This is a genomic window from Amycolatopsis pretoriensis, from assembly GCF_900107925.1.
Lineage (GTDB): Bacteria > Actinomycetota > Actinomycetes > Mycobacteriales > Pseudonocardiaceae > Amycolatopsis > Amycolatopsis pretoriensis.
Genome location: NZ_FNUJ01000005.1, coordinates 556,853 through 576,786 on the forward strand (window position 1 = coordinate 556,853; position 19,934 = coordinate 576,786).

20 protein-coding genes are annotated in these 19,934 nt (G+C 68.7%); 10 read left to right on the forward strand and 10 right to left on the reverse strand.

Annotated elements, in window-relative coordinates:
* Positions 1 to 4: 4 nt before the first annotated feature.
* The 7 genes from nuoH to nuoN are packed head-to-tail and all read left to right on the forward strand — an operon-like array spanning position 5 to position 8,063.
* Positions 5 to 1,345 carry an NADH-quinone oxidoreductase subunit NuoH gene (nuoH, locus tag BLV96_RS24495; protein WP_425266194.1) on the forward strand — a complete coding sequence of 447 codons (1,341 nt, stop codon included), beginning with the start codon at positions 5 to 7 and terminating at the stop codon, positions 1,343 to 1,345.
* A complete protein-coding gene (gene nuoI / locus BLV96_RS24500) occupies positions 1,332 to 1,856 on the forward strand; it encodes an NADH-quinone oxidoreductase subunit NuoI (RefSeq protein WP_086678351.1) in 525 nt (174 codons plus the stop codon). The genes nuoH and nuoI overlap by 14 nt, the downstream gene beginning before the upstream one ends.
* Positions 1,853 to 2,731: an NADH-quinone oxidoreductase subunit J gene (locus tag BLV96_RS24505; RefSeq protein ID WP_086678350.1), complete on the forward strand. Its 879-nt coding sequence runs from the start codon at positions 1,853 to 1,855 to the stop codon at positions 2,729 to 2,731. The genes nuoI and BLV96_RS24505 overlap by 4 nt, the downstream gene beginning before the upstream one ends.
* The gene (gene nuoK, locus BLV96_RS24510) at positions 2,728 to 3,027 is read left to right on the forward strand and encodes an NADH-quinone oxidoreductase subunit NuoK (protein WP_003081840.1); all 300 of its coding nucleotides are present in this window, start codon (positions 2,728 to 2,730) and stop codon (positions 3,025 to 3,027) included. The genes BLV96_RS24505 and nuoK overlap by 4 nt, the downstream gene beginning before the upstream one ends.
* 10 nt (positions 3,028 to 3,037) lie before the next feature.
* On the forward strand, positions 3,038 to 4,939 hold the full coding sequence (gene nuoL, locus BLV96_RS24515; RefSeq protein ID WP_086678349.1) for an NADH-quinone oxidoreductase subunit L: 1,902 nt from the start codon (positions 3,038 to 3,040) through the stop codon (positions 4,937 to 4,939).
* Complete coding sequence (locus tag BLV96_RS24520) at positions 4,939 to 6,489, forward strand: NADH-quinone oxidoreductase subunit M (RefSeq protein ID WP_086678348.1); 1,551 nt, start codon at positions 4,939 to 4,941, stop codon at positions 6,487 to 6,489. The genes nuoL and BLV96_RS24520 overlap by 1 nt, the downstream gene beginning before the upstream one ends.
* Positions 6,490 to 6,491: 2 nt before the next feature.
* Positions 6,492 to 8,063 (forward strand): NADH-quinone oxidoreductase subunit NuoN, encoded by a 1,572-nt coding sequence (nuoN, locus tag BLV96_RS24525; protein WP_086678347.1) that lies wholly within the window; start codon positions 6,492 to 6,494, stop codon positions 8,061 to 8,063.
* A 30-nt stretch (positions 8,064 to 8,093) separates the two neighbouring features.
* Here nuoN and BLV96_RS24530 read toward each other — a convergent pair whose 3' ends face one another.
* The 5 genes from BLV96_RS24530 to BLV96_RS49975 all read right to left on the reverse strand — a co-directional run bounded on the left by BLV96_RS24530 (position 8,094) and on the right by BLV96_RS49975 (position 11,895).
* On the reverse strand, positions 8,094 to 8,759 hold the full coding sequence (locus BLV96_RS24530; protein ID WP_086678346.1) for an ESX secretion-associated protein EspG: 666 nt from the start codon (positions 8,757 to 8,759) through the stop codon (positions 8,094 to 8,096).
* Between the two features lie 3 nt (positions 8,760 to 8,762).
* Positions 8,763 to 10,061, reverse strand: coding sequence for a hypothetical protein (locus BLV96_RS24535; protein ID WP_086678345.1), 1,299 nt, complete (start codon positions 10,059 to 10,061; stop codon positions 8,763 to 8,765).
* Positions 10,061 to 10,645: a DUF3558 domain-containing protein gene (locus BLV96_RS24540; RefSeq protein WP_086678354.1), complete on the reverse strand. Its 585-nt coding sequence runs from the start codon at positions 10,643 to 10,645 to the stop codon at positions 10,061 to 10,063. Before BLV96_RS24540 ends, BLV96_RS24535 begins: the two co-directional genes overlap by 1 nt.
* A 35-nt stretch (positions 10,646 to 10,680) precedes the next feature.
* Positions 10,681 to 11,097: a hypothetical protein gene (locus BLV96_RS24545; RefSeq protein ID WP_086678344.1), complete on the reverse strand. Its 417-nt coding sequence runs from the start codon at positions 11,095 to 11,097 to the stop codon at positions 10,681 to 10,683.
* A 141-nt stretch (positions 11,098 to 11,238) separates the two neighbouring features.
* Positions 11,239 to 11,895 (reverse strand): hypothetical protein, encoded by a 657-nt coding sequence (locus BLV96_RS49975; RefSeq protein ID WP_167379718.1) that lies wholly within the window; start codon positions 11,893 to 11,895, stop codon positions 11,239 to 11,241.
* A 239-nt stretch (positions 11,896 to 12,134) separates the two neighbouring features.
* On the opposite strand from BLV96_RS49975, the gene BLV96_RS24555 reads away from it, so the two are divergent.
* Positions 12,135 to 13,187 carry a polyprenyl synthetase family protein gene (locus BLV96_RS24555; RefSeq protein WP_086678343.1) on the forward strand — a complete coding sequence of 351 codons (1,053 nt, stop codon included), beginning with the start codon at positions 12,135 to 12,137 and terminating at the stop codon, positions 13,185 to 13,187.
* A gap of 17 nt (positions 13,188 to 13,204) precedes the next feature.
* On the forward strand, positions 13,205 to 14,440 hold the full coding sequence (locus BLV96_RS24560) for a sunset domain-containing protein (RefSeq protein ID WP_086678342.1): 1,236 nt from the start codon (positions 13,205 to 13,207) through the stop codon (positions 14,438 to 14,440).
* 2 nt (positions 14,441 to 14,442) lie between these two features.
* On the opposite strand, the gene BLV96_RS24565 is transcribed toward BLV96_RS24560, so the two are convergent.
* The 4 genes from BLV96_RS24565 to BLV96_RS24580 all read right to left on the reverse strand — a co-directional run bounded on the left by BLV96_RS24565 (position 14,443) and on the right by BLV96_RS24580 (position 18,867).
* Positions 14,443 to 14,772: a VOC family protein gene (locus BLV96_RS24565; protein ID WP_244180434.1), complete on the reverse strand. Its 330-nt coding sequence runs from the start codon at positions 14,770 to 14,772 to the stop codon at positions 14,443 to 14,445.
* Positions 14,773 to 14,868: 96 nt separating this feature from the next.
* The gene (locus tag BLV96_RS24570) at positions 14,869 to 15,933 is read right to left on the reverse strand and encodes a 2-oxoacid:ferredoxin oxidoreductase subunit beta (protein ID WP_086678341.1); all 1,065 of its coding nucleotides are present in this window, start codon (positions 15,931 to 15,933) and stop codon (positions 14,869 to 14,871) included.
* Positions 15,930 to 17,852 carry a 2-oxoacid:acceptor oxidoreductase subunit alpha gene (locus BLV96_RS24575; protein WP_086678340.1) on the reverse strand — a complete coding sequence of 641 codons (1,923 nt, stop codon included), beginning with the start codon at positions 17,850 to 17,852 and terminating at the stop codon, positions 15,930 to 15,932. The genes BLV96_RS24570 and BLV96_RS24575 overlap by 4 nt, the downstream gene beginning before the upstream one ends.
* Positions 17,853 to 18,114: 262 nt before the next feature.
* Positions 18,115 to 18,867 (reverse strand): enoyl-CoA hydratase, encoded by a 753-nt coding sequence (locus BLV96_RS24580; RefSeq protein WP_091389497.1) that lies wholly within the window; start codon positions 18,865 to 18,867, stop codon positions 18,115 to 18,117.
* Positions 18,868 to 18,889: 22 nt separating this feature from the next.
* Between BLV96_RS24580 and BLV96_RS24585 the strand changes: the two genes are divergently transcribed.
* Positions 18,890 to 19,255 (forward strand): hypothetical protein, encoded by a 366-nt coding sequence (locus BLV96_RS24585; RefSeq protein WP_086676041.1) that lies wholly within the window; start codon positions 18,890 to 18,892, stop codon positions 19,253 to 19,255.
* Between the two features lie 183 nt (positions 19,256 to 19,438).
* On the opposite strand, the gene BLV96_RS24590 is transcribed toward BLV96_RS24585, so the two are convergent.
* Positions 19,439 to 19,885, reverse strand: a complete 447-nt coding sequence (locus BLV96_RS24590) for an Lrp/AsnC family transcriptional regulator (protein ID WP_086676042.1) — start codon at positions 19,883 to 19,885, stop codon at positions 19,439 to 19,441.
* Positions 19,886 to 19,934 lie beyond the last annotated feature (49 nt).

The following is a 19,934-nucleotide window of genomic DNA, read 5'->3' on the forward strand; positions in this document are numbered from 1 at the left end:
TCCGATGCTGACCGAAGCGGCCGTGGGCAGCGTCCCCGACGCGGCGACGCGGGCGGCGCTGCTGGCGGACGACCCGTTGTGGCTGATCCTGATCAAGTGCGTGGTCATCCTGCTGATCGGGCCGATCATGACGATCTTCCTGATCGTCTGGGAGCGCAAGGCGGTCGGCCGGATGCAGAACCGGCCCGGCCCCAACCGGGTCGGCCCGGGCGGCTACCTGCAGTCCCTGGCGGACGCGATCAAGCTGCCGTTCAAGGAACAGATCATCCCGGACACGGCCGACCGCAAGGTGTACTTCCTCGCGCCGGTCATGTGCGTGGTGCCGTCGCTGATCGCGCTGTCGGCCATCCCGTTCGGGCCGGTCGTCTCGATCTTCGGCGAGCGGACCGTGCTCCAGCTGCTCGACCTGCCGGTCAGCGCGCTGGTGATCCTGGCCTGCTCCTCGATCGGCGTCTACGGCATCGTGCTCGCGGGCTGGTCGTCCGGCTCGCCGTACCCGCTGCTCGGCGGCATGCGCAGCGCGGCGCAGGTGATCTCCTACGAGATCGCGATGGGCCTCTCGATCGTCGCGGTGATCCTGCAGGCCGGGTCGCTGAACCTGGCCGACATCGTCGGCGCGCAGCACAAGGTGTGGTTCCTCTACCTGGTCCCGAGCTTCGTGATCTACCTGATCTCGATGGTCGGCGAGACCAACCGGGCCCCGTTCGACCTCCCCGAGGCCGAGTCGGAGCTGGTCGGCGGCTTCCACACCGAGTACAGCTCGATGAAGTTCGCGATGTTCTTCCTCGCCGAGTACGTCAACATGGTGATCGTCTCGGCGTTCGCGACGACGCTGTTCCTCGGCGGCTGGATGGCCCCGTGGCCGCTGTCGCTGATCGGGAACAACGTCCTCAACACCGGCTGGTGGCCGGTGCTGTGGTTCTTCGCGAAGATGTTCATCCTGCTCTTCGGGTTCATCTGGCTGCGCGGCACGCTGCCCCGCCTGCGCTACGACCAGTTCATGCGCCTGGGCTGGAAGGTCCTGGTCCCGCTGAACCTCGTGTGGATCATCATGGTGACCTTCGCGAAGGTCATCGCCTGGAACACCGCGTCCATCATCATCGCCGCGGTCGCCATCTTCATCGTCGTCGCCCTGTTCTTCTACGTCCGCGCCGCGGGCCGCGAAGAGGAGAGCGAGACCGTGCCGGTGACCGGTGGCGGTTTCCCGGTCCCGCCGCTGGACCTCAAGGTCCCGCAGACCACCCCGCGTCAGAAGGCCCTGGCCAAGGCCGAGGCGAAGGCGGCCCGCCGCAAGCCGGCGGCCGTCGGTACCGCACAGGAAGGAGCGCAAGATGGGGTTTCTTGATCCCGTCAAGGGCTTCGGCGTCACCTTCGGGATGATGTTCAAGAAGGTCGCCACCGAGGAGTACCCGGAGGCCGGCGCGCCGGCCGCGCCGCGGTACCACGGCCGGCACCAGCTGAACCGCCACCCGGACGGCCTCGAGAAGTGCGTCGGCTGCGAGCTGTGCGCGTGGGCGTGCCCGGCGGACGCGATCTTCGTCGAGGGCGGTGACAACACCGAGGAGGCCCGGTTCTCGCCGGGCGAGCGGTACGGCGCGGACTACCAGATCAACTACCTGCGCTGCATCGGCTGCGGTCTCTGCATCGAGGCGTGCCCGACGCGGTCGCTGACGATGATCAACTTCTACGAGCTGGCCGACGACGATCGCCAGCGGCTGATCTACACGAAGGAAGACCTGCTCGCCCCGCTGCTGCCCGGCATGGAGCAGCCGCCGCACCCGATGCGGCTGGGCGAGAACGAGCAGGACTACTACGTGAACGGCCCCGAACTGGCTCGCGGGGAGGGCGTCAAGTGATCGCCGCGCTTCTCGCCCAGGCCCCGACGGGTGCCGCCGCCGGTGTCACGACCGGTGAGGCCATCGCGTTCTGGATCCTCGGCCCGCTCTCGCTGCTCGGCGCGCTCGGCATGATCTTCTCCCGCAACGCCGTGCACTCGGCGCTGTGGCTGGTGCTGACGATGCTGAGCCTGGGCGCGCTGTACATGATCCAGTCGGCGCCGTTCCTGGGCTTCACGCAGATCATCGTCTACACCGGCGCGATCATGATGCTGTTCCTGTTCGTGCTGATGCTGGTCGGCCGCGAAAGCTCCGACTCCGTCGTCGAAGTCCTCCGTGGACAGCGGCTGGCGGCGACGGTGCTCGGCATCGGGATGGCCGCGCTGCTGGCCACCGGCATCTACCGGGCGCTGGCGAACGTCACCCCGGCGACACCGCTGGACTCGACGACGTCGGCCGGCGGTGGCCCCAAGGGCCTCGGCAAGCTGATCTTCACCGACTACCTGTTCCCGTTCGAGCTGACCTCGGCGCTGCTCATCACCGCCGCGGTCGGCGCGATGGTGCTGGCCTTCACCGACCGGCACGGCAAGGGCGGCAAGCAGACGCAGAAGGAACTGGTCGTCGCCCGCTTCCGCGGCGAGCACGACCGGCCCTCGCCGCTGCCCGGCCCGGGTGTCTTCGCCACCGCCAACTCGGTCGCGACGCCGGCGCTGCTGCCGGACGGCTCGGTCGCCCCGGAGTCGCTCTCGGCGATCATCGAGTCCACGTCGGCGATCGAGCTGGCGAAGGAGCGCAAGCTCGTCTCGGACGAGGGCCCGCACGCGGACGCCCACGCGCTGGTCGGCTCCGACAGTGCTACCCGAAAAGCGTCCGACTCCGAGGGGGAGAAGGCATGACCCCGACGTACTACCTGCTGCTGTCGGCGCTGCTGTTCGCGCTCGGCGCGGTCGGCGTGCTGGTGCGGCGCAACGCGATCGTCGTGTTCATGTGCATCGAGCTGATGCTCAACGCCGTGAACCTCTCGCTGGTCACGTTCGCCCGGATCAACGGCGGGCTCGACGGCCAGATCATGGCGTTCTTCGTCATGGTCGTCGCGGCCGCCGAGGTCGTGGTCGGCCTGGCGATCATCATGGCCATCTTCCGCACCCGGCGCTCGGCCTCGGTCGACGACACCAACCTGCTGAAGTACTAGGAGACACCGAGTGACCGCATCATCGTGGCTGCTGGTGGCCCTCCCTGCCCTCGGCGCCCTGATCCTCCTGTTGGCGGGCAAGCGCGCGAAGGCGTGGGGGCATCTGCTCGGCTGTGCCACCGTCACCCTGGCTTTCATCTACGGGCTGATCCTGTTCTTCAGCGCGAACACGAGCACGGCGACCGACACCAAGGTCTACTCATGGATCCCGGTCGGTCAGCTGCAGGTGGACTTCGGGCTGCGGATCGACGCGCTGTCGCTGACGTTCGTGCTGCTCATCACCGGCGTCGGCATGCTGATCCACTACTACTCGATCGGCTACATGGCCGACGACGAGGGCCGGTACCGCTTCTTCGCGTACCTGAACCTCTTCGTCGCGTCGATGCTGATCCTGGTGCTGGGCAACAGCTTCGTGACGCTGTACCTCGGCTGGGAGGGCGTGGGTCTCGCGTCCTACCTGCTCATCGGCTGGTACCAGGGCCGCCCGTCCGCCGCGACCGCGGCGAAAAAGGCGTTCCTGATGAACCGCGTCGGTGACGTCGGGCTCGCACTGGCGATCTTCATCATGTTCAAATACGCGGGCTCGACCGGCTACGCGCAGGTCTTCCAGGCGGTCGGCGACGGCAAGTTCTCGCCGGCGGCGATCACCGCGATGGCGATCCTGCTCCTGCTGGGCGCCTGCGGTAAGTCCGGCCAGTTCCCGCTGCAGGCCTGGCTCCCGGACGCGATGGAGGGCCCGACCCCGGTGTCGGCCCTGATCCACGCGGCAACGATGGTCACCGCCGGTGTCTACCTGGTGGCCCGCTCGAAGGACATCTTCAACGCCACCGAAGACGGCCGCTTGATCGTCACGCTGGTCGGCACGGTGACGCTGCTGCTCGGGTGCGTCATCGGCTGCGCGTACGACGACATCAAGAAGGTCCTCGCGTACTCCACGGTCAGCCAGATCGGCTACATGATGCTGGCGGTCGGCCTCGGGCCCATCGCGTACGCGCTGGGCATCATGCACCTGGTCGCGCACGGCTTCTTCAAGGCCGGGCTCTTCCTCGGGGCCGGCTCGGTCATGCACGGCATGAACGACGAGGTCGACATGCGGAAGTTCGGCGGCCTGCGCAAGAAGATGCCGATCACGTTCATCACCTTCGGCCTCGGTTACCTGGCCCTGATCGGCATCCCGCCGCTGTCGGGCTTCTTCACCAAGGACGCGATCATCGAAGCGGCGTTCGGCCAGGGCGGCTGGCGCGGCTGGGTGATGGGCGGCGCCGCGCTGCTGGGCGCCGGGCTCACCGCGTTCTACATGACCCGCCTGATGATGATGACGTTCTTCGGCAAGGAGCGCTGGAAGGACATCAAGTCGTCCGACGGCCGCGACTTCCACCCGCACGAGTCCACGGCGGTCATGTGGGTCCCGATGGCGGTGCTGGCGGTCGGTTCGGTCGGCGCCGGCGCGTTCTTCGCCCTCGGTGACCGCTTCGCCCACTGGCTGACCCCGTCGGTCGGCGAGCTGGAAGAGGCGCACAACTCGCCGCTCGATGCCTCGGTGATTTCGATCGGCGCGATCGTGTTCTCCCTGCTCGGTGTGGCGATCGCGTACCTGATCTTCCGCCGTGACGTCCCGGTCGAGCAGCCGCAGCGGGTCTCGTTCGTCACCCGCGCGGCCCGCAAGGACCTCTACGGCAACGCCCTCAACGAGACGCTGGTCGCCCGCCCGGGCACCTGGCTCGCGCGGGCGCTGGTGTTCGTCGACAACCGCGGCGTCGACGGCGCGGTCAACGGCCTCGCCGCCGGGCTCGGCGGCGGCTCCGGCCGGCTCCGGCGGCTGCAGACCGGGTTCGTCCGGTCCTACGCGCTGTCGATGCTGGGCGGCACGTTCCTGCTTCTGGCGGCTCTCCTGCTGGTGAGGTTCTCCTGATGACCTGGTTGCTCATCCTCATCCTGGTGCCGCTGGCCGGCTCCCTGGTGCTGGCGTTCCTCAAGGGGAACGACCGCGCCGCGGTGCTGGCCGCGCTGGGGTTCTCGCTCCTCGAGTTCGTGCTGGTCATCCCGACCTGGCTCAGCTACTCGCCTTCGGGCGCACGGCTGCAGATGACGTCGAGCTTCGACTGGATCCCGAGCTTCGGGGTGCACATCGCGTTCGGCACCGACGGCATCTCGCTGATCATGATCGCGGTGATCGCGCTGCTGGTGCCGATCGTCGTCGGCGGGCTCGGCACGCTCGACAAGCTGCCGCCGGGCCGCAGCGCGGGCGGGTTCCTCTCGCTGATCCTGCTGCAGGAGGCCCTCACGATCGGCGTGTTCGCCGCGACCGACGTCTTCCTGTTCTACGTGCTGTTCGAGATCATGCTGATCCCGATGTACTTCCTGATCGGCGGCTACGGCGGCGCGAACCGGCAGTACGCGGCGGTGAAGTTCTTCCTCTACTCGTTCCTCGGCGGCCTGATCATGCTGGCGTCGGCGATCGGGGCGTACTCGCTGGCGTCGGACAAGCTCGGCCACGGCACGTTCGACTGGGCCACGCTGGTGACGGTCGTCCGCGACGCGCCGCTGTCCACGCAGATCTGGCTGTTCCTCGGGTTCTTCCTGGCGTTCGCGATCAAGGCGCCGCTCGTGCCGTTCCACACCTGGCTGCCGGACGCGGCGGGGGAGGCGCCGATCGGCGTCGCCGTCCTGCTGGTCGGCGTGCTGGACAAGGTCGGCACGTTCGGCTTCCTGCGCTACTGCCTGCCGATGTTCCCGGCCGCGAGCAAGACCCTGGCGCCGCTGGTGCTGGTGCTCTCGGTGATCGGTGTCCTTTACGGATCGATCCTCGCGGCGGGTCAGCGGGACATGAAGCGGTTCATCGCGTACGTGTCCATCGCGCACTTCGGGTTCATCTCGCTCGGCATCTTCGCGTTCAACGAGCAGGCGATGGTCGGCTCGGCGACGTACATGCTGAACCACAGCATCGCGACCGGCATGCTGATCGTGGTGATCGGCCTGGTGATCGCGCGCGGCGGGTCGTCCCGCATTTCGGACTACGGCGGCATGGCCAAGGTGACCCCGTTGCTGGCCGGGCTGTTCCTGCTCGCGGGTCTGTCCACGTTGTCCTTGCCGGGCACCAACTCGTTCGTCTCCGAGTTCCTGGTGCTGATCGGGGCGTTCGTGGACCAGCCGGTGTACACGATCCTCGCCACGGTGGGCATGGTCCTGGCCGCGGCGTACGTGCTTTGGCTCTACCAGCGCGTCATGCAGGGCCCGGTCCGCGGTGACGCCCTGATCGGCGTCGGCGGCGGTCCCGGCACCGCCATGGCACCTGAATTGGGCGCCAAGAAGGCCATCACGGACCTGAACGGCCGCGAGATCGCGATCCTGGCGCCGCTGGTCGTGCTGGTCCTCTTCCTCGGCTTCTACCCGAAGCCGGTGCTCGACACAGTCACCCCGACGGTGCAGCAGACGCTGTCCGCGGTCCAGGGAGGCAAGTAACCGTGCTCGACATCCTCCTGACCCAGGCGCCGGAGCCGCCGATCGCGACGCCGTCGGTGGACTACCCGGCGGTCCTGCCGATGCTGATCGTCTTCGGCGCGGCGTGCGTCAGCGTGCTGGTCGAGGCGTTCGCGTCGAAGCGCTCGCGGTTCGGCCTGCAGGTCGGGCTGAGCCTGCTGGCGATCATCGCGGCCGGGGTCAGCCTGATCCTGTACGCCACGGGCAGCGCGCCCGCGGGCGGCGTCAAGACGTTCAGCGGAGCGATCTCGATCGACAAGCCGGCGCTGTTCCTCTGGGGCACGCTGCTGGCGCTGGCGGTCGGCGCGGTGCTGCTCATTTCGGACCGCGTGGTCGAGCCGGGCGGCGCACTGGTCGCGCAGGCCGGCATCCGCCCGGGCACGGTCCAGGACCGCGCCCAGACGGCGACGGTCATGCAGACCGAGGTGTTCCCGCTGACGCTGTTCGCGCTCGGCGGCATGATGGCGTTCTGCGCGGCGAACGACCTGCTGACGATGTTCATCGCGCTGGAAGTGCTGTCGCTGCCGCTGTACCTGATGTGCGGCCTCGCACGGCGTCGCCGGCTCCTGTCGCAGGAAGCGGCGGTCAAGTACTTCCTGCTGGGCGCGTTCTCCTCGGCGTTCTTCCTGTACGGGCTGGCGCTGCTGTACGGCTACGCGAACTCGGTGAAGCTGGCCGACATCGCGGCCGCGGCGGCGGGTTCGGACCGTTCGGACACGCTCCTGTTCGCGGGCTTGGGTCTCTTGGTGGTCGGCCTGCTGTTCAAGGGGTCGGTCGGCCCGTTCCACACGTGGACCCCGGACGTCTACCAGGGCGCCCCGACCCCGGTGACGGCGTTCATGGCGGCGTGCACGAAGGTCGCGGCGTTCGGTGGGATCCTGCGGGTGCTGTCCGTGGCGTTCGGCTCAACTTCGTGGGAGTGGCGCGGAGTCCTGTGGGGCGTGGCGATCATTTCGATGGTGATCGGCGCGGTGCTGGGCCTGACCCAGACGGACGTCAAGCGCATGATCGCATACTCGTCCATCGCGCACGCGGGCTTTTTGCTGATCGGCGCGATCGCGATCACCAAGGACGGACTGTCGAGCACGCTGTTCTACCTGCTGGCGTACGGCTTCACGACGCTGGCGGCGTTCGGCGTGATCAGCCTGGTCCGCGATTCCTCCGGTGAGGCAACGCATCTGTCGGCTTGGGCGGGTCTCGCGAAGCGCTCGCCTTTGGTGGCCGGTGTCTTCACGTTCTTGTTGCTGGCACTCGCCGGTATCCCGTTGACATCCGGTTTCGTCGGGAAGTTCGTGGTGTTCTCGGCGGCGCTGTCGGACGGAATGGCGCCTTTGGTGGTGATCGCGCTGGTGTTCAGCGCGGTGGCGGCGTTCTTCTACCTGCGGGTGATCGTGTTGATGTACTTCTCCGAGCCGGCGGCGGACGGGCCCTCGGTTTCGGTCCCGGGCTTCGGCACGGGAACGGCGATCTTCCTGGGCACGGCGGTGACGCTGGTGCTGGGCTTGGTCCCGGCGTTCGCGTTGGGCTGGGCCGGGGCGGGCGGTTTCGCTTCCTGAGTTTGTTTCTCTTCGGGCCGCCACTCCCTTTTATTGGGGAGTGGCGGCTTTCAGTTTCTGGCTGAGTTGTGCTTTTTCCCCGGGCACGACGCTGATGTAGCCGTTTTGAAGTGCGATCCCGACACGTCCTTCGTCGAGGTCGAGGTAGCTGACGGTGTGGTCGTCACCGTAGAGCTGCCCCAGGCCTTGGTGTGCTTGCTGGAAGAAAGCGTCGAGTTCCTGCGCTTCCCGGCTGCGCGCGGGGGCGTCGTCGAAGACGTCACTGACTATTTGGGGCCCTTTGAAGTCCTCTTGGGACAGGGTGAAGGGCTTGATCTTCGCGGGGCGGTACGGGGGCAGGTTGGCCACGAGGGCGTCGGCGGGATGGGCGTCGTGGCTCTCGAGTGTGACGCGATCACCTCGGCAGACGACGGTCACCCCGGTTGTCGCGAGGACGCCGATTTGGCCGGTTTCGTCGCGTGCGTAGGCGTAGAACTTTGGGTTATCGATTCGTTGGAGGACGTCTTCGAATTCAGGGGTGAAGCCGTCGCCTTGGGTGAAGCCGTATTCGCTGAGCTCTTCGAAGGCCACGCGGTCGACTCGCGTTTTCGCCGAGGGAGGGACGTACCTGAGCCCGCCGGCGAGAACGGGGTGAGGGTCACCGCAGCCGACGTCGCGCATGGCGGTGAGCAGGGTGGTGAGCGAGAGGTCGGCCATCGGTTATTTCTTTTCCCCGATCACCGGCGGCATCGGCTTTTCGATGAAGCCGCCGAAGGTTTCGTCAGGGTCGGGGTTTTGGAGGTAGGGGGCCTTTTTCTTCTCGCGGTCTTCTTCCTTGCCACGTCCTCCGCCCATCGCGCCGCCCATGGGGATGCCGTTGGCACCACGCGCCCCCGTGGCACCGCGGGTCGGGCCACTGTTGAGCCGTTCATCTGGAAGCCGGGCGCCGGTGTTGGCGCCTGGGCCGCGTTGGCCGGTTCCCGGGTTTGTCCCGGTGCCGCGTGGGCCTGGCGTTCCTGGTCCCGTGCCGGGGACTGTTCCTCGTCCTGTGCCGGGCGTTGTTCCGGTTCCGGGTGCTGTTCCCGTGCGTGGCCGGTAGCCGGTGTTGCTTCCGTAGCCGTCGTTGCCGAATCCTCCGGTGTAGCCACCGCCGCCGGGCCCGAAGGAGTAGTCGTCCCCAAGGTTGCTGACGGGCTGCCCAGTGGGCCCGAACTGGTACCCACCCTGAGCAGCGGCGGGAGGCATGACGGGCTTGGGGACGTAGCTGTTGGCGTGAGTGTTGTCGGTGCCAGGCTGGTGGACCTGGTTGTGGAACTGGTTCTGAGTTTGGTTCGTGTACTGGTCCTGCCCCGGTCGTTGTCCAGGTTGGACGGTCTGCCGGTTCTGCTGAGAGGGAACGACCGGCTGCTTGGGGTTCCTGGCCCACTCACCGGTATCGGTAGGCCCAGCGGTCTTACTCGGCGTGCTGTCCCGGGGAGCGGTCATGGAGACAGGGGCACCAGAGTCGGCAAGCTGGGCATACTGGGCGGGCATCTGCACGCCATTGGTGGTGCTGGCGGAGTGGTAGGCGCCGAAGGCTTCGATGTTGGCTTGGCTATCGGCCTGCCAGCCGGCAACTTTGGTGGCGTAGGAGCCAGCGCCTTCCCCGGTGAAGATGTGAAGAATGTCCCGAGCGGTGATCTGCGGCGGCGCAGGGGCAACGGCCTTGACGGAGTTCTTGGCGGTCCCGAAGGCATCCATTTGAGAGCCAACAGCGGTCTGAGCGGTCTTGAGATGAACAGCATCATCAGCAGCGGCTCGAACAAGGGGAAGCGTGGCATCAGCAGCAGCCTCCCCAGCGCCGCCTTGCCACCCGGAGAGAGTCTTGGTCCGGAGGGCACTGATCCGCTGAGCCCGCTCAACCATCCGACTGGTCAGATTCCTGGCGCTGACTTCAGCGTCTGACAAGGAATCGGTGCCTTCACCACCGGTGATCTGTTCGTAGATCTGGGCTGCAGTCAAAGGGCCTTCGGTAACCATCAGCTTCCTTCCAGCAGCGTGGCGAGTACCTTCGAACCGACGGTTTGGGCGGCTACACAGGGGTCGCTTTTGCCGACGTTTCCGCGGGATTGAGTGACCGTGATGTCGACAGTGCTGCGATCGCTGGTACCCACGGCGATCGAGCAAACGCCAGTAGCGCGAAAGTCTGAAGTCCCATAAGCGACGGCAGGATGGCCGGCGATGGGCGCCAACACCTCGAATAGCTTGTAGGTAGTGCCCTTCGCCTGGTAGACGCTGGTCAAGCCGAGCCGATCGACCGTCGAAAAGATCACGTTGATGTTGGCGCCTGTCAGGTCTGCCGGTGTCCAGCCGCACGTCGGGCCGGCAGGCGCCTGTAGCTCGGGCTTGGCCGTGGATTGGCCGCCGAACAACTCGGTGACCTGCGCATCGGTCAGAGCGGAGCAAGGTGCCGATTCGAATCGGCTCGTGTCGATCGGTGTATCCACCTTCGGGACACCCGACCCTGGTACCTGCTGCTCGGTGCCGGGTCCTCCGGTGGAACTCGGAGTGTTCACCGGGGATGCCTTGCCGGACGTCTGAGGCGAGCAAGCGACGAGCGACATGAGCCCGATGCAACTCAACGCGAGGATGCGACGCACTAGAGAGTGCCTTTCGTGGTGTTGCCGATCTCGGTGACGTGAGCTTCTTCTGCCGCTGCGTACTTTCCCAAGGCGGCGACGTACTTCGCCACCATGGATTCGCAATACCGAGCTCGCTCCTGCAGCGTGCTGGACAGGGACTTTCCAGAAGCTCGAATCAGCTCGGCGTTGTTTCCGCTCGCGTACTCGAGACCGGGGCCCTTCGCGCGGACGAGCGCCTCGGCCTGAGCGAAGTCCGCACGGAATTCGTCTGCAAGCTCCTGCCACTCCCTGACCAGCTCGTGCAGCGTGGCCTCGTCGTACTGGAACCCAGCCCCAGCGCCCGACCCATCCCCATAAGACCCCGCCGGCCGCGAAACTGGCCGCAAAGGCGCCCGCCGTGTTCCGTTCGGGTCGTAAACCGGTCCCGTCGTCATCAGCTCTCCCCTAGCTCGCAGTGTGCTCCATCCCCAACACCCTGCGTATCCGACGGCCAACACGCTATCAAAGTTCCCAACCCCAAAAGCCGACCAACGGGGGCCGCGGTCCGACCTCCCCGGCCGCGGCCCCCGAAGCCCCTACGGGGTCGGTGAACAGGACGTGTGACCCAGCACCACCTGGCCACTCACCCCCGACGCCGGCAGGAAATCGATCCGCAGCATCGTCAACCCGATGCTTCCGTCGCCCGGCAGGTTCTGGATGTTGAACACCGCGTTCGCCAGCACCGTTCCGTTCGACTTCTTGATCGGCGACACGTACCCCACCGGCACCGGGCTCGGCGGGTTCGGGATGCCCGACATCCCTCCATAACCCCAGTTCGCGTTCGTCTGCGTCTGGGTGGCCACGCACTTCACCGTGAACGTCGACAGCTTGACGCGGGGGCCGCCCGCGCTCACCAACGCCGACAGCTCGAAGTTCTTGCCCGTTGCCGTCGACGTCGTTGTCGTCGCGTCCGTGTTCGGGTCCGTCACCGTTGTCGTGCAGGACGACGTTCCGCCGCCGAACGTGATGCCCGTCTTCGCCACCACCTGGGCCGTCGCGCTCGTCGGGCCGTCCACCGAACACTTGCCCTGGGTGGGCACCTTGATCTGAGCGCCCGCCTTCGTGAAGTCCGCCGAGCCGATGTTCGCCACCCCCGGCTGCGGGGCGGCCTGGGCCGGTGCCACGCCGGCGCAGAGCCCGGCTACCAGCAGTGTTCCGGCGAGCCCGGCCCGCCCCGCGATCGTGTTGCGCATTCCGAGTCCTCCTAGAGTCATCTCCCTGTACGGAAATATCCGCCCGCCGGAGACGTCCGTTGCGCCCGAAAACGCTGATCACCCCTTCGTGGATCGCGAACCACCCGTCGGTGACGCCGGGCGGGGTGTCGTGTTCATCACCGTTTCCGCTGGACAGCGGGTAAACGACCGCGCGGGGTAGCCACTACGCTCAAGGCATAACCCGACCGGTGCACGAGTAGAGCGGAGCCGACGTGTCTGTGCCTTCCCCAGCCCCCGGGGCGGGATCCCTCCCCGCTGCGCCGGGTGGCGCCCTCGAGGACCTGCGCGCGTCGGTTGGCCTGCAGATCGCCGACGAGACCCTGCTGCGCTCGATCGCGTCCGGGCTGGCCGACGTCGAGAAGCTGCTGCGCGAGGTCGTCCGCAGCGACGTGCAGGCCGTCAACGACGCCGCGTTGCACCTGGTCGAGGCGGGGGGCAAACGTTTTCGTCCCCTCTTCACGCTGCTGTCCGCGCAGTTCGGGCCGAAGCAGGACGACCACGTCGTGATCGCCGCCGCCGCGGTCGAGCTGGTGCACCTCGCCACGCTCTACCACGACGACGTCATGGACGAGGCCGACATGCGCCGCGGCGCCGCCAGCGTCAACGCGCGCTGGGACAACACCATCGCCATCCTCACCGGCGACTTCCTCTTCGCGCACGCCTCGCGCCTGGTCGCCGACCTCGGCACGGACGCCGCGCGGATCATCGCCGAGACCTTCGGTGAGCTGGTCACCGGCCAGATGCGCGAGACCGTCGGCCCCGGACCGGGTGACGACGCCGTCGCGCACTACCTGACCGTGATCGGGCAGAAGACCGGCTCGCTGATCGCCACCTCCGGCCGCTTCGGCGGCATGATGTCCGGCGCCGCCGAGGAGCACATCCAGGCGCTGCGCCGGTTCGGCGACATCATCGGTGCCGCGTTCCAGATCTCCGACGACATCATCGACATCGCCTCGCCGTCCGACGAGCTCGGCAAGGCGCAGGGCACCGACCTGCGCGAAGGTGTCCGGACGCTGCCGATGCTGTACGCGCTGGCCGACCCGGGCACCGACCCGCGGCTCACCGAGCTGCTGTCCGGCCCGATCGCCGACGACGACCTCGTCCGCGAGGCGCTCGAGCTGCTGCGGGCCAGTAGCGGACTCGAACGAGCACGCGTCACCCTTTCCGACTACGCTCAGCGCGCGCGAGCCGAGCTCAGCGCGCTGCCGGCGTCACCCGCCCGGGACGCGTGCGAGTCGGTCGCCGACTACCTGGTCGCGCGCACGCACTAAACAGGGGCAGGAAAGAGATGTCCATTTTCGGACAAGTTTGGCTGTGGAGTCTCGCGGCGTTCTTCGTCGGGGTGCTGCTCACCTGGCTGGTGCTGGTGCTGCCGCTCCGCAAGAGCGTGCGCAAGCTGGAGAGTTCGCTGGCGCAGGCCCACGCCGACGCCGCGCGCACGCCCGCGAACGCCGCCGGGCTCGCCGCGCCGGGCACCGAGGTGTTCACCCGGCCGGAGCCGCGGCCCGAGCCGGTGCCGGCGCGCGAGGAGACCTCCTACCCCGGCACGCTGGTCGCCGCCGCGCCGTTCAACCGCGACGACGTCCACGACGACATCGACGCGGACTTCGCCGAGCTGGACTCCCAGGTACCGCCGGGGACGCACGACCCCGACGAGGCCTTCCGGCCGGAGCCGGAACCCGAGGAAGACGCTTCCTACCAGGCGTCGGAGACCCAGATCATGCCTTCGGTCGCGCCGCCGGAGGCCGAGGACCCGTACCGCGCCGCCGCGACCGAGTACCTGACGCCGGAGGACGAGCTCGAGCCCGCGACGCCGGCGCTTTCGCGGCTCGAGCAGCAGCTCGACCCGGAGCCCGCCGCCGGTTCGCTGTTCCAGACCCCGGCGGACGAGGCGCCCCAGCAGGCGCCGGACTGGTTCGACGACGACCTCCCGTCGGAGCGGTCGGCGTTCGAGGAGCCGATGCAGCGCACGCGCTACCTCTCGGTCGGCGGCGAAGAAGACCACGAAGACGACGCCGAAGAGGCGCCGCAGTACGCGTTCGGCGGCGACGACGCGGCGAACGGCGAGCTGGACGTGCCGCCGGAGACCCCGGCCGAGGCGACGCAGGTGCTGCCCAAGCGGCAGCCGCGCGAGGCCCTGCGCGGCGGGTTCGAGACGCCGCAGCCGATCCAGCCGTCGATGCGCACGGTCGAACGGCGCGAGACCGACCTGGCCGGCGCCCACAGCGGCTCGCTGTTCGAGCCGTCGGTGCAGCCGAACCAGGTGGCCGTCGCGGCGGCGCCGGAGCCGCCGCCCGCGCGGCAGGCGGCCGGCGACGCGGTGCCGCCCGGCCCGTTCGGCCCCGGCTCGGCGATGCCGCGGCCCGGTGGCGGCCGGCCGAGCGACGCGTTCGAGGTCAAGGCCAGCGTGACGGCGTTGCGGTACTGCACCGAGGAATCGGCGCAGTTCCCGAAGATGGTGGCCGAAGTGTGGTTCCGGACCGCCGAGGACGCCGAGCGGGTCGGGTTCCGCCCGCTCAGCTGACGTCAGGCAGCCTGGAACAGGACGATGGCCGCGCCACCGGGATCGGTGACGACCACCAGTGAGCCGACGGGCAGGTCGGTGCGTTCGCGCACCACCTTTCCGCCCAGCTCCACGGCTTTCGCCGCCGCGGCGTCCACATCGGACACGGGCGCGTAGGGCAGCCATTGCGGCGCGCGGTCGTCGTCGGCCCCCAGCTCGGTCAGGCCAGCCCAGGGCGCGCCGCCGTCGGTGAGCAGCGCACCGGACGACTCCCAGCCGAGGAGCTCGCCGAAGAACCGCTTGGTGCCGTCCACATCGGACGTCCGGACGTCGAAGAACACGAAAGGTCGCATGACCCAAAACTTAGGACACGTGTCCCAATCAGGCAAGCCCCCGAAACGCCGAAGGCCGCTACGCGCGGAGCGTGGCGGCCTTCGGGCAGCTGGGAACTACGCGACCGTCCAGGTGTCCTTGCCGCGCAGCAGGGCCTGCAGGTCCGGCGTGCGGGCCGCGCGGGCCTGCTCGACCTGGGCGCGGGCGCCGTCGTCGTACGTCGGGCGCTCGACCTGGCGGAGGATGCCCGTCGGGACGTGGTTGAGGTTCTGGTCGCCGAGGCGCGACAACGCGAACGCGTACGACGTGTCGACGATCGACGGGTCGTGCACCACCAGGTTGTCCTCGCCGATGTCGGCGACCTTCGCGACGTCCAGGCCGCCCCAGTCGCTCCGCTTGACGCCGAACTCCTGGTTCGGGCCGAAGCGGATCGGCTCGCCGGCGCGCAGCGGGATCAGCCGGGCGGCGGCCTCGTCGGCGTCCTTGAGGACGTCGAACGCGCCGTCGTTGAAGATCGGGCAGTTCTGGTAGATCTCCACCAGCGCCGACCCGCGGTGCGCGGCCGCGGCCTGCAGGACCTCGGTGAGGCCCTTGCGGTCGGAGTCCATCGCGCGGCCCACGAACGACGCCTCGGCGCCGATCGCCAGCGACAGCGGGTTGAACGGTGTGTCCACCGAACCCATCGGCGTCGACTTGGTGACCATGCCCTGGCCCGACGTCGGCGAGTACTGACCCTTGGTGAGGCCGTAGATCCGGTTGTTGAACAGCAGGATTTTGATGTTCACGTTGCGGCGCAGCGCGTGGATCAGGTGGTTGCCGCCGATGGACAGCGCGTCGCCGTCACCGGTGACGACCCACACCGACAGGTCCTCGCGCGTGGTGGCCAGGCCGGTCGCGATCGACGGCGCGCGGCCGTGGATCGAGTGCATGCCGTAGGTGTTCAGGTAGTACGGGAAGCGCGACGAGCAGCCGATGCCCGAGATGAAGACGATGTTCTCGCGCTTGAGGCCGAGCGTCGGCAAGAACGACTGCACCGCGTTCAGCACGACGTAGTCTCCGCAGCCCGGGCACCAGCGGACTTCCTGGTCGGACTTGTAGTCCTTGGCCTTCTGCGGCTCTTCGGTGGTGGGCACAAGGTCCAGGCCACCGAGAGTGGGAAGCCCGATGTCGATTGCGGTCATTTCGCCCCCGTAGCAACGCCGGTGATGATCTCCGAGAACAGGTCCTGCAGCTCTTCGGCCTTGAACGCCATGCCCGCGACCTTGGTGTGGCTGTGCACGTCCACCAAGTACTTCGCCCGCAGCAGCAGCGCGAGCTGACCCAGGTTCATCTCCGGCACCACGACCTTGTCGTAGCTGCGCAGGATGTCGCCGAGGTTGGCGGGCAGCGGGTTGAGGTGCCGCAGGTGCGCCTGCGCGATCGGCAGGCCGAGCTTGCGCACCCGGCGGCACGCGGCCCCGATCGGGCCGTAGGAGGACCCCCAGCCCAGGGCCAGCACGCGCGCCTTGCCGCCGGACGGGTCGTCGACCACGACGTTCGGGACGTCGATGCCGTCGACCTTCGCCTGGCGCAGCCGGACCATCTTTTCGTGGTTGGCCGGGTCGTAGGAGATGTGGCCGGTCTTGTCGGCCTTCTCCAGCCCGCCGATGCGGTGCTGCAGGCCCGGCGTGCCCGGGATCGCCCACGCGCGAGCGAGCGTCTCGGGGTCGCGCACGTACGGCCAGAACTCGCCCGAGTCGTTGTCGGCGTTCGGCTCGGAAGCGAACTCGACGTGCAGGTCGGGCAGCGTCTCGACGTCCGGGATCAGCCACGGCTCGGAGCCGTTGGCGATCGCGCCGTCCGACAGCAGCAACACCGGGGTGCGGTACTTCAGCGCGATCCGGGTGGCCTCGACGGCCGCGTCGAAGCAGTCCGCGGGGGACAGCGGCGCGACGATCGGGACCGGCGACTCGCCGTTGCGGCCGAACATCGCCTGCAGCAGGTCGGCCTGCTCGGTCTTGGTCGGCAGGCCGGTCGACGGGCCGCCGCGCTGGACGTCGATGACGACCAGCGGCAGCTCGACCATCACGCCGAGGCCGACGGCTTCGGACTTCAGCGCGACACCCGGGCCGGACGTCGAGGTGACGCCGAGCGCGCCGCCGTAGGACGCGCCCAGGGCGGCGCCGATGCCGGCGATCTCGTCCTCGGCCTGGAAGGTGATGATGCCGAAGTTCTTGTGCTTGGACAGCTCGTGGAGGATGTCCGACGCCGGCGTGATCGGGTACGTGCCGAGCAGGATCTGCAGGCCGGAGCGCTGCCCGGCGGCCACGATCCCGTAGGCGAGCGCGGTGTTGCCGGTGATCTGCCGGTAGGTGCCCTGGGCCAGCTTGGCCGGGGCGACCTGGAACGTGGTCGCGAACGACTCGGTGGTCTCGCCGTAGTTCCAGCCGGCCCGGAAGGCCAGGATGTTGGCCTCGGCGATGTCCGGCTTCTTGGCGAACTTCTCGCGCAAGAACTGCTCGGTGCCCTCGGTGGGCCGGTGGTACATCCACGACAGCAGGCCGAGGGCGAACATGTTCTTGCAGCGCTCGGCGTCCTTTTTGCCGAGGCCGGTGTCGGCGAGCGCGCCCTGGGTCAGCGTCGACATGGCGACCCGGTGGACCTGGTAGGCCGCGAGCGTGTCGTCGTCGAGCGGGTCGGTCGCGTAGCCGACCTTGGTCAGGTTCCGCTTGATGAAGTCGTCGGTGTTCAGGATGATCGTCCCGCCCTGCGGGACGTCGCCCAGGTTCGCCTTGAGGGCGGCCGGGTTCATCGCCACCAGCACGTCCGGGCGGTCGCCGGGGGTCAGGATGTCGTAGTCGGCGAAGTGCACTTGGAAGCTCGAGACGCCGGGAATGGTGCCCTGCGGCGCACGGATCTCGGCGGGGAAGTTCGGCATCGTCGACAGGTCGTTGCCGAACGCCGCGGCTTCGGACGTGAAGCGGTCGCCGGTCAGCTGCATGCCGTCACCCGAGTCGCCGGCGAACCGGATGACGACCCGGTCCAGCTTGCTGACCTCGGTCGGCCTGGTCGCGGCGAGTGAGCCGTGACCAGCGCCGTTGCCGTTCGCACTCGTGCTCATGGGTCAGGGATTCCCTCTCTCCCGACGTTGCGGCCATCGGTCGCCTGCCCGGTGTCGTGACAGGCGGATCACCAGGCCCTACCACGAGGTTAGCTCGCGCTCGGCATCGATGTTCCCGGACTCCCGAGGTTCGGATCGACCTCATTACTGCGCTGACGGTTCTTCTGTGCTGGTCCGACAAATACCTGTGACCGATGGTAACGGGTAGACCCCAGTCTTCGTTGTGATGCGGGTCTCGGAGTGAGGGGTCCACCTGCTGGGATCAGGGTTGCGACCGGATCCGGGCCCGGATGGCCGCCAGCCGCTCGGCGAATTCCGGTGAAGCCAGCGACGCGAGCTGCGGCTGGATCTCGACGTCGACGGCGTCTTCGTGGGCACCCAGCGAGGCGGTCGTCCGGAGGCTGCGCTTGGTGGCGAGCAGGGCCGCGCGCGGCGCGGCGACGGCGGCTGCGGCGAGTTCCTTCGCGGCCGCGACGACGTCGTTCTCGATGCTCAGTGCGAGCCCGGCGCGCACGGCCGCTTCGGCGTCGAGCGGCCGGCCGAACAACGTCATCGCGGCGGCCACCTGCGGGCCGGCCAGCCGCTGCGTCATCCACGTCATGCCGCCGCCGGGGTGCAGCCCGAGCTCGAGGAACCGGGCGACGAACTTCGCGCGCGGCCCGGCCAGCCGGACGTCGGCGGCCAGGGCGAGGTTGAGCCCGGCCCCGACGGCGGCCCCGTTGATGGCGGCGATGGTGGGCAGGCCGCACCGCGCGACGGCGAGGAAGCCTTCGTAGATGGCGCGCAGGCCGGCCTCGTCGGCCCGGCCGAGCGCGGAGAGGTCGGCACCGGCGCAGAAGGCGGGCGGCGTCCCGGTGACGACGACGGCGTGCACGGTCTCGTCCCGTTCCGCGGCGTCGACGGCGGCGGCGAGCTGGGCGGAGAGCTCCAGGGTGAGCGCGTTGCGGCTGCCGGGGGCGTCGACGGTCAGCAGCGCGATGCCGTCGGCGTGCTCGCTGACGATGCTGTCGGTCATCGGGTCAGGGTATTAGTGGGGTATGGGGGAACTGCTGGTGGTGCTGGTCGGCAACCTGCTGACGATGATCGACATGTCGGAGCTGTTCGGCGGCCGCCGCCGGCGGGCTCGGGCCGCGGCTTTCGCGCGGGGGTTGCGGGTGTCGGTGCCGTGCGTGCTGCGGTCCGAGGAGCTGACGTCCGGCCGTGAGCAGCGCGGCTGGATCGCGGTGGGCGAGGGGCCGGCGACGTGGCGGGTCCCGGGCGGCGCGCCGGTGGCGTTCGAGCCGGGGGAGCTGACGATGCAGGCGGTGGACCGCCAGGCGGTGACGTTCCACGCGGCGGGTGGGACGGAGCTGCGGCTGCACCCGGACGAGGCACCGCTGGTCCTGCGGGCGCTGGCGGGCTGAGGGCGCCTCCGGCCCCCGGTCACCAGCGTATCGCCGGGGGCAGACGGTCCGGCCCGCTCGGCGGCTCGCGGCCGCCGTCGTTCCACAACCTGCCGGGCCTGTGGATCGCCGCGGGCACCCGCCGCGCAGCGACCCGGAACCGTCGGACCCCGCCGATAAGCTGGAACCCGGGGGCCGGAGGCATCATCCCTCCGGCGTGGGCGGCCGTTCCAGCAGCCGCGACAACACGACCGTCGACACCGTCCGGTCCACGATCTCCAACCCCCGCAGCCGCTCCAGCGCCGTCTCCAGGTGGTGGATGTCCGCCGCCCGGAGGTGGACGATCGCGTCCGCCGCGCCCGACACCGTGTACGCCGCGACCACTTCGGGCAACGGTTCCAGGCGGGCCCGGATCCGGGCCGGCGTGATGTTGCCCTGGCACGTGACCTCGACGAACGCCTCCGTGCCCCACCCCAGCGCCTCCGGGTCGACCACCGCCGTGAAGCCCCGCAGGATGCCCGTTTCCAGCAGCCGGTCGACCCGCCGCTTGACCGCCGGTGCGGACAGGCCGACCACCTTGCCGATCTCCGCGTAGCTTGATCGCGCGTTCGCCACGAGACACGAAACGATTCGCTGGTCGATGGTGTTCACACGCAACACTTAGCACAGATATGCGCAGCGAACAGCGATTGATTGCGAT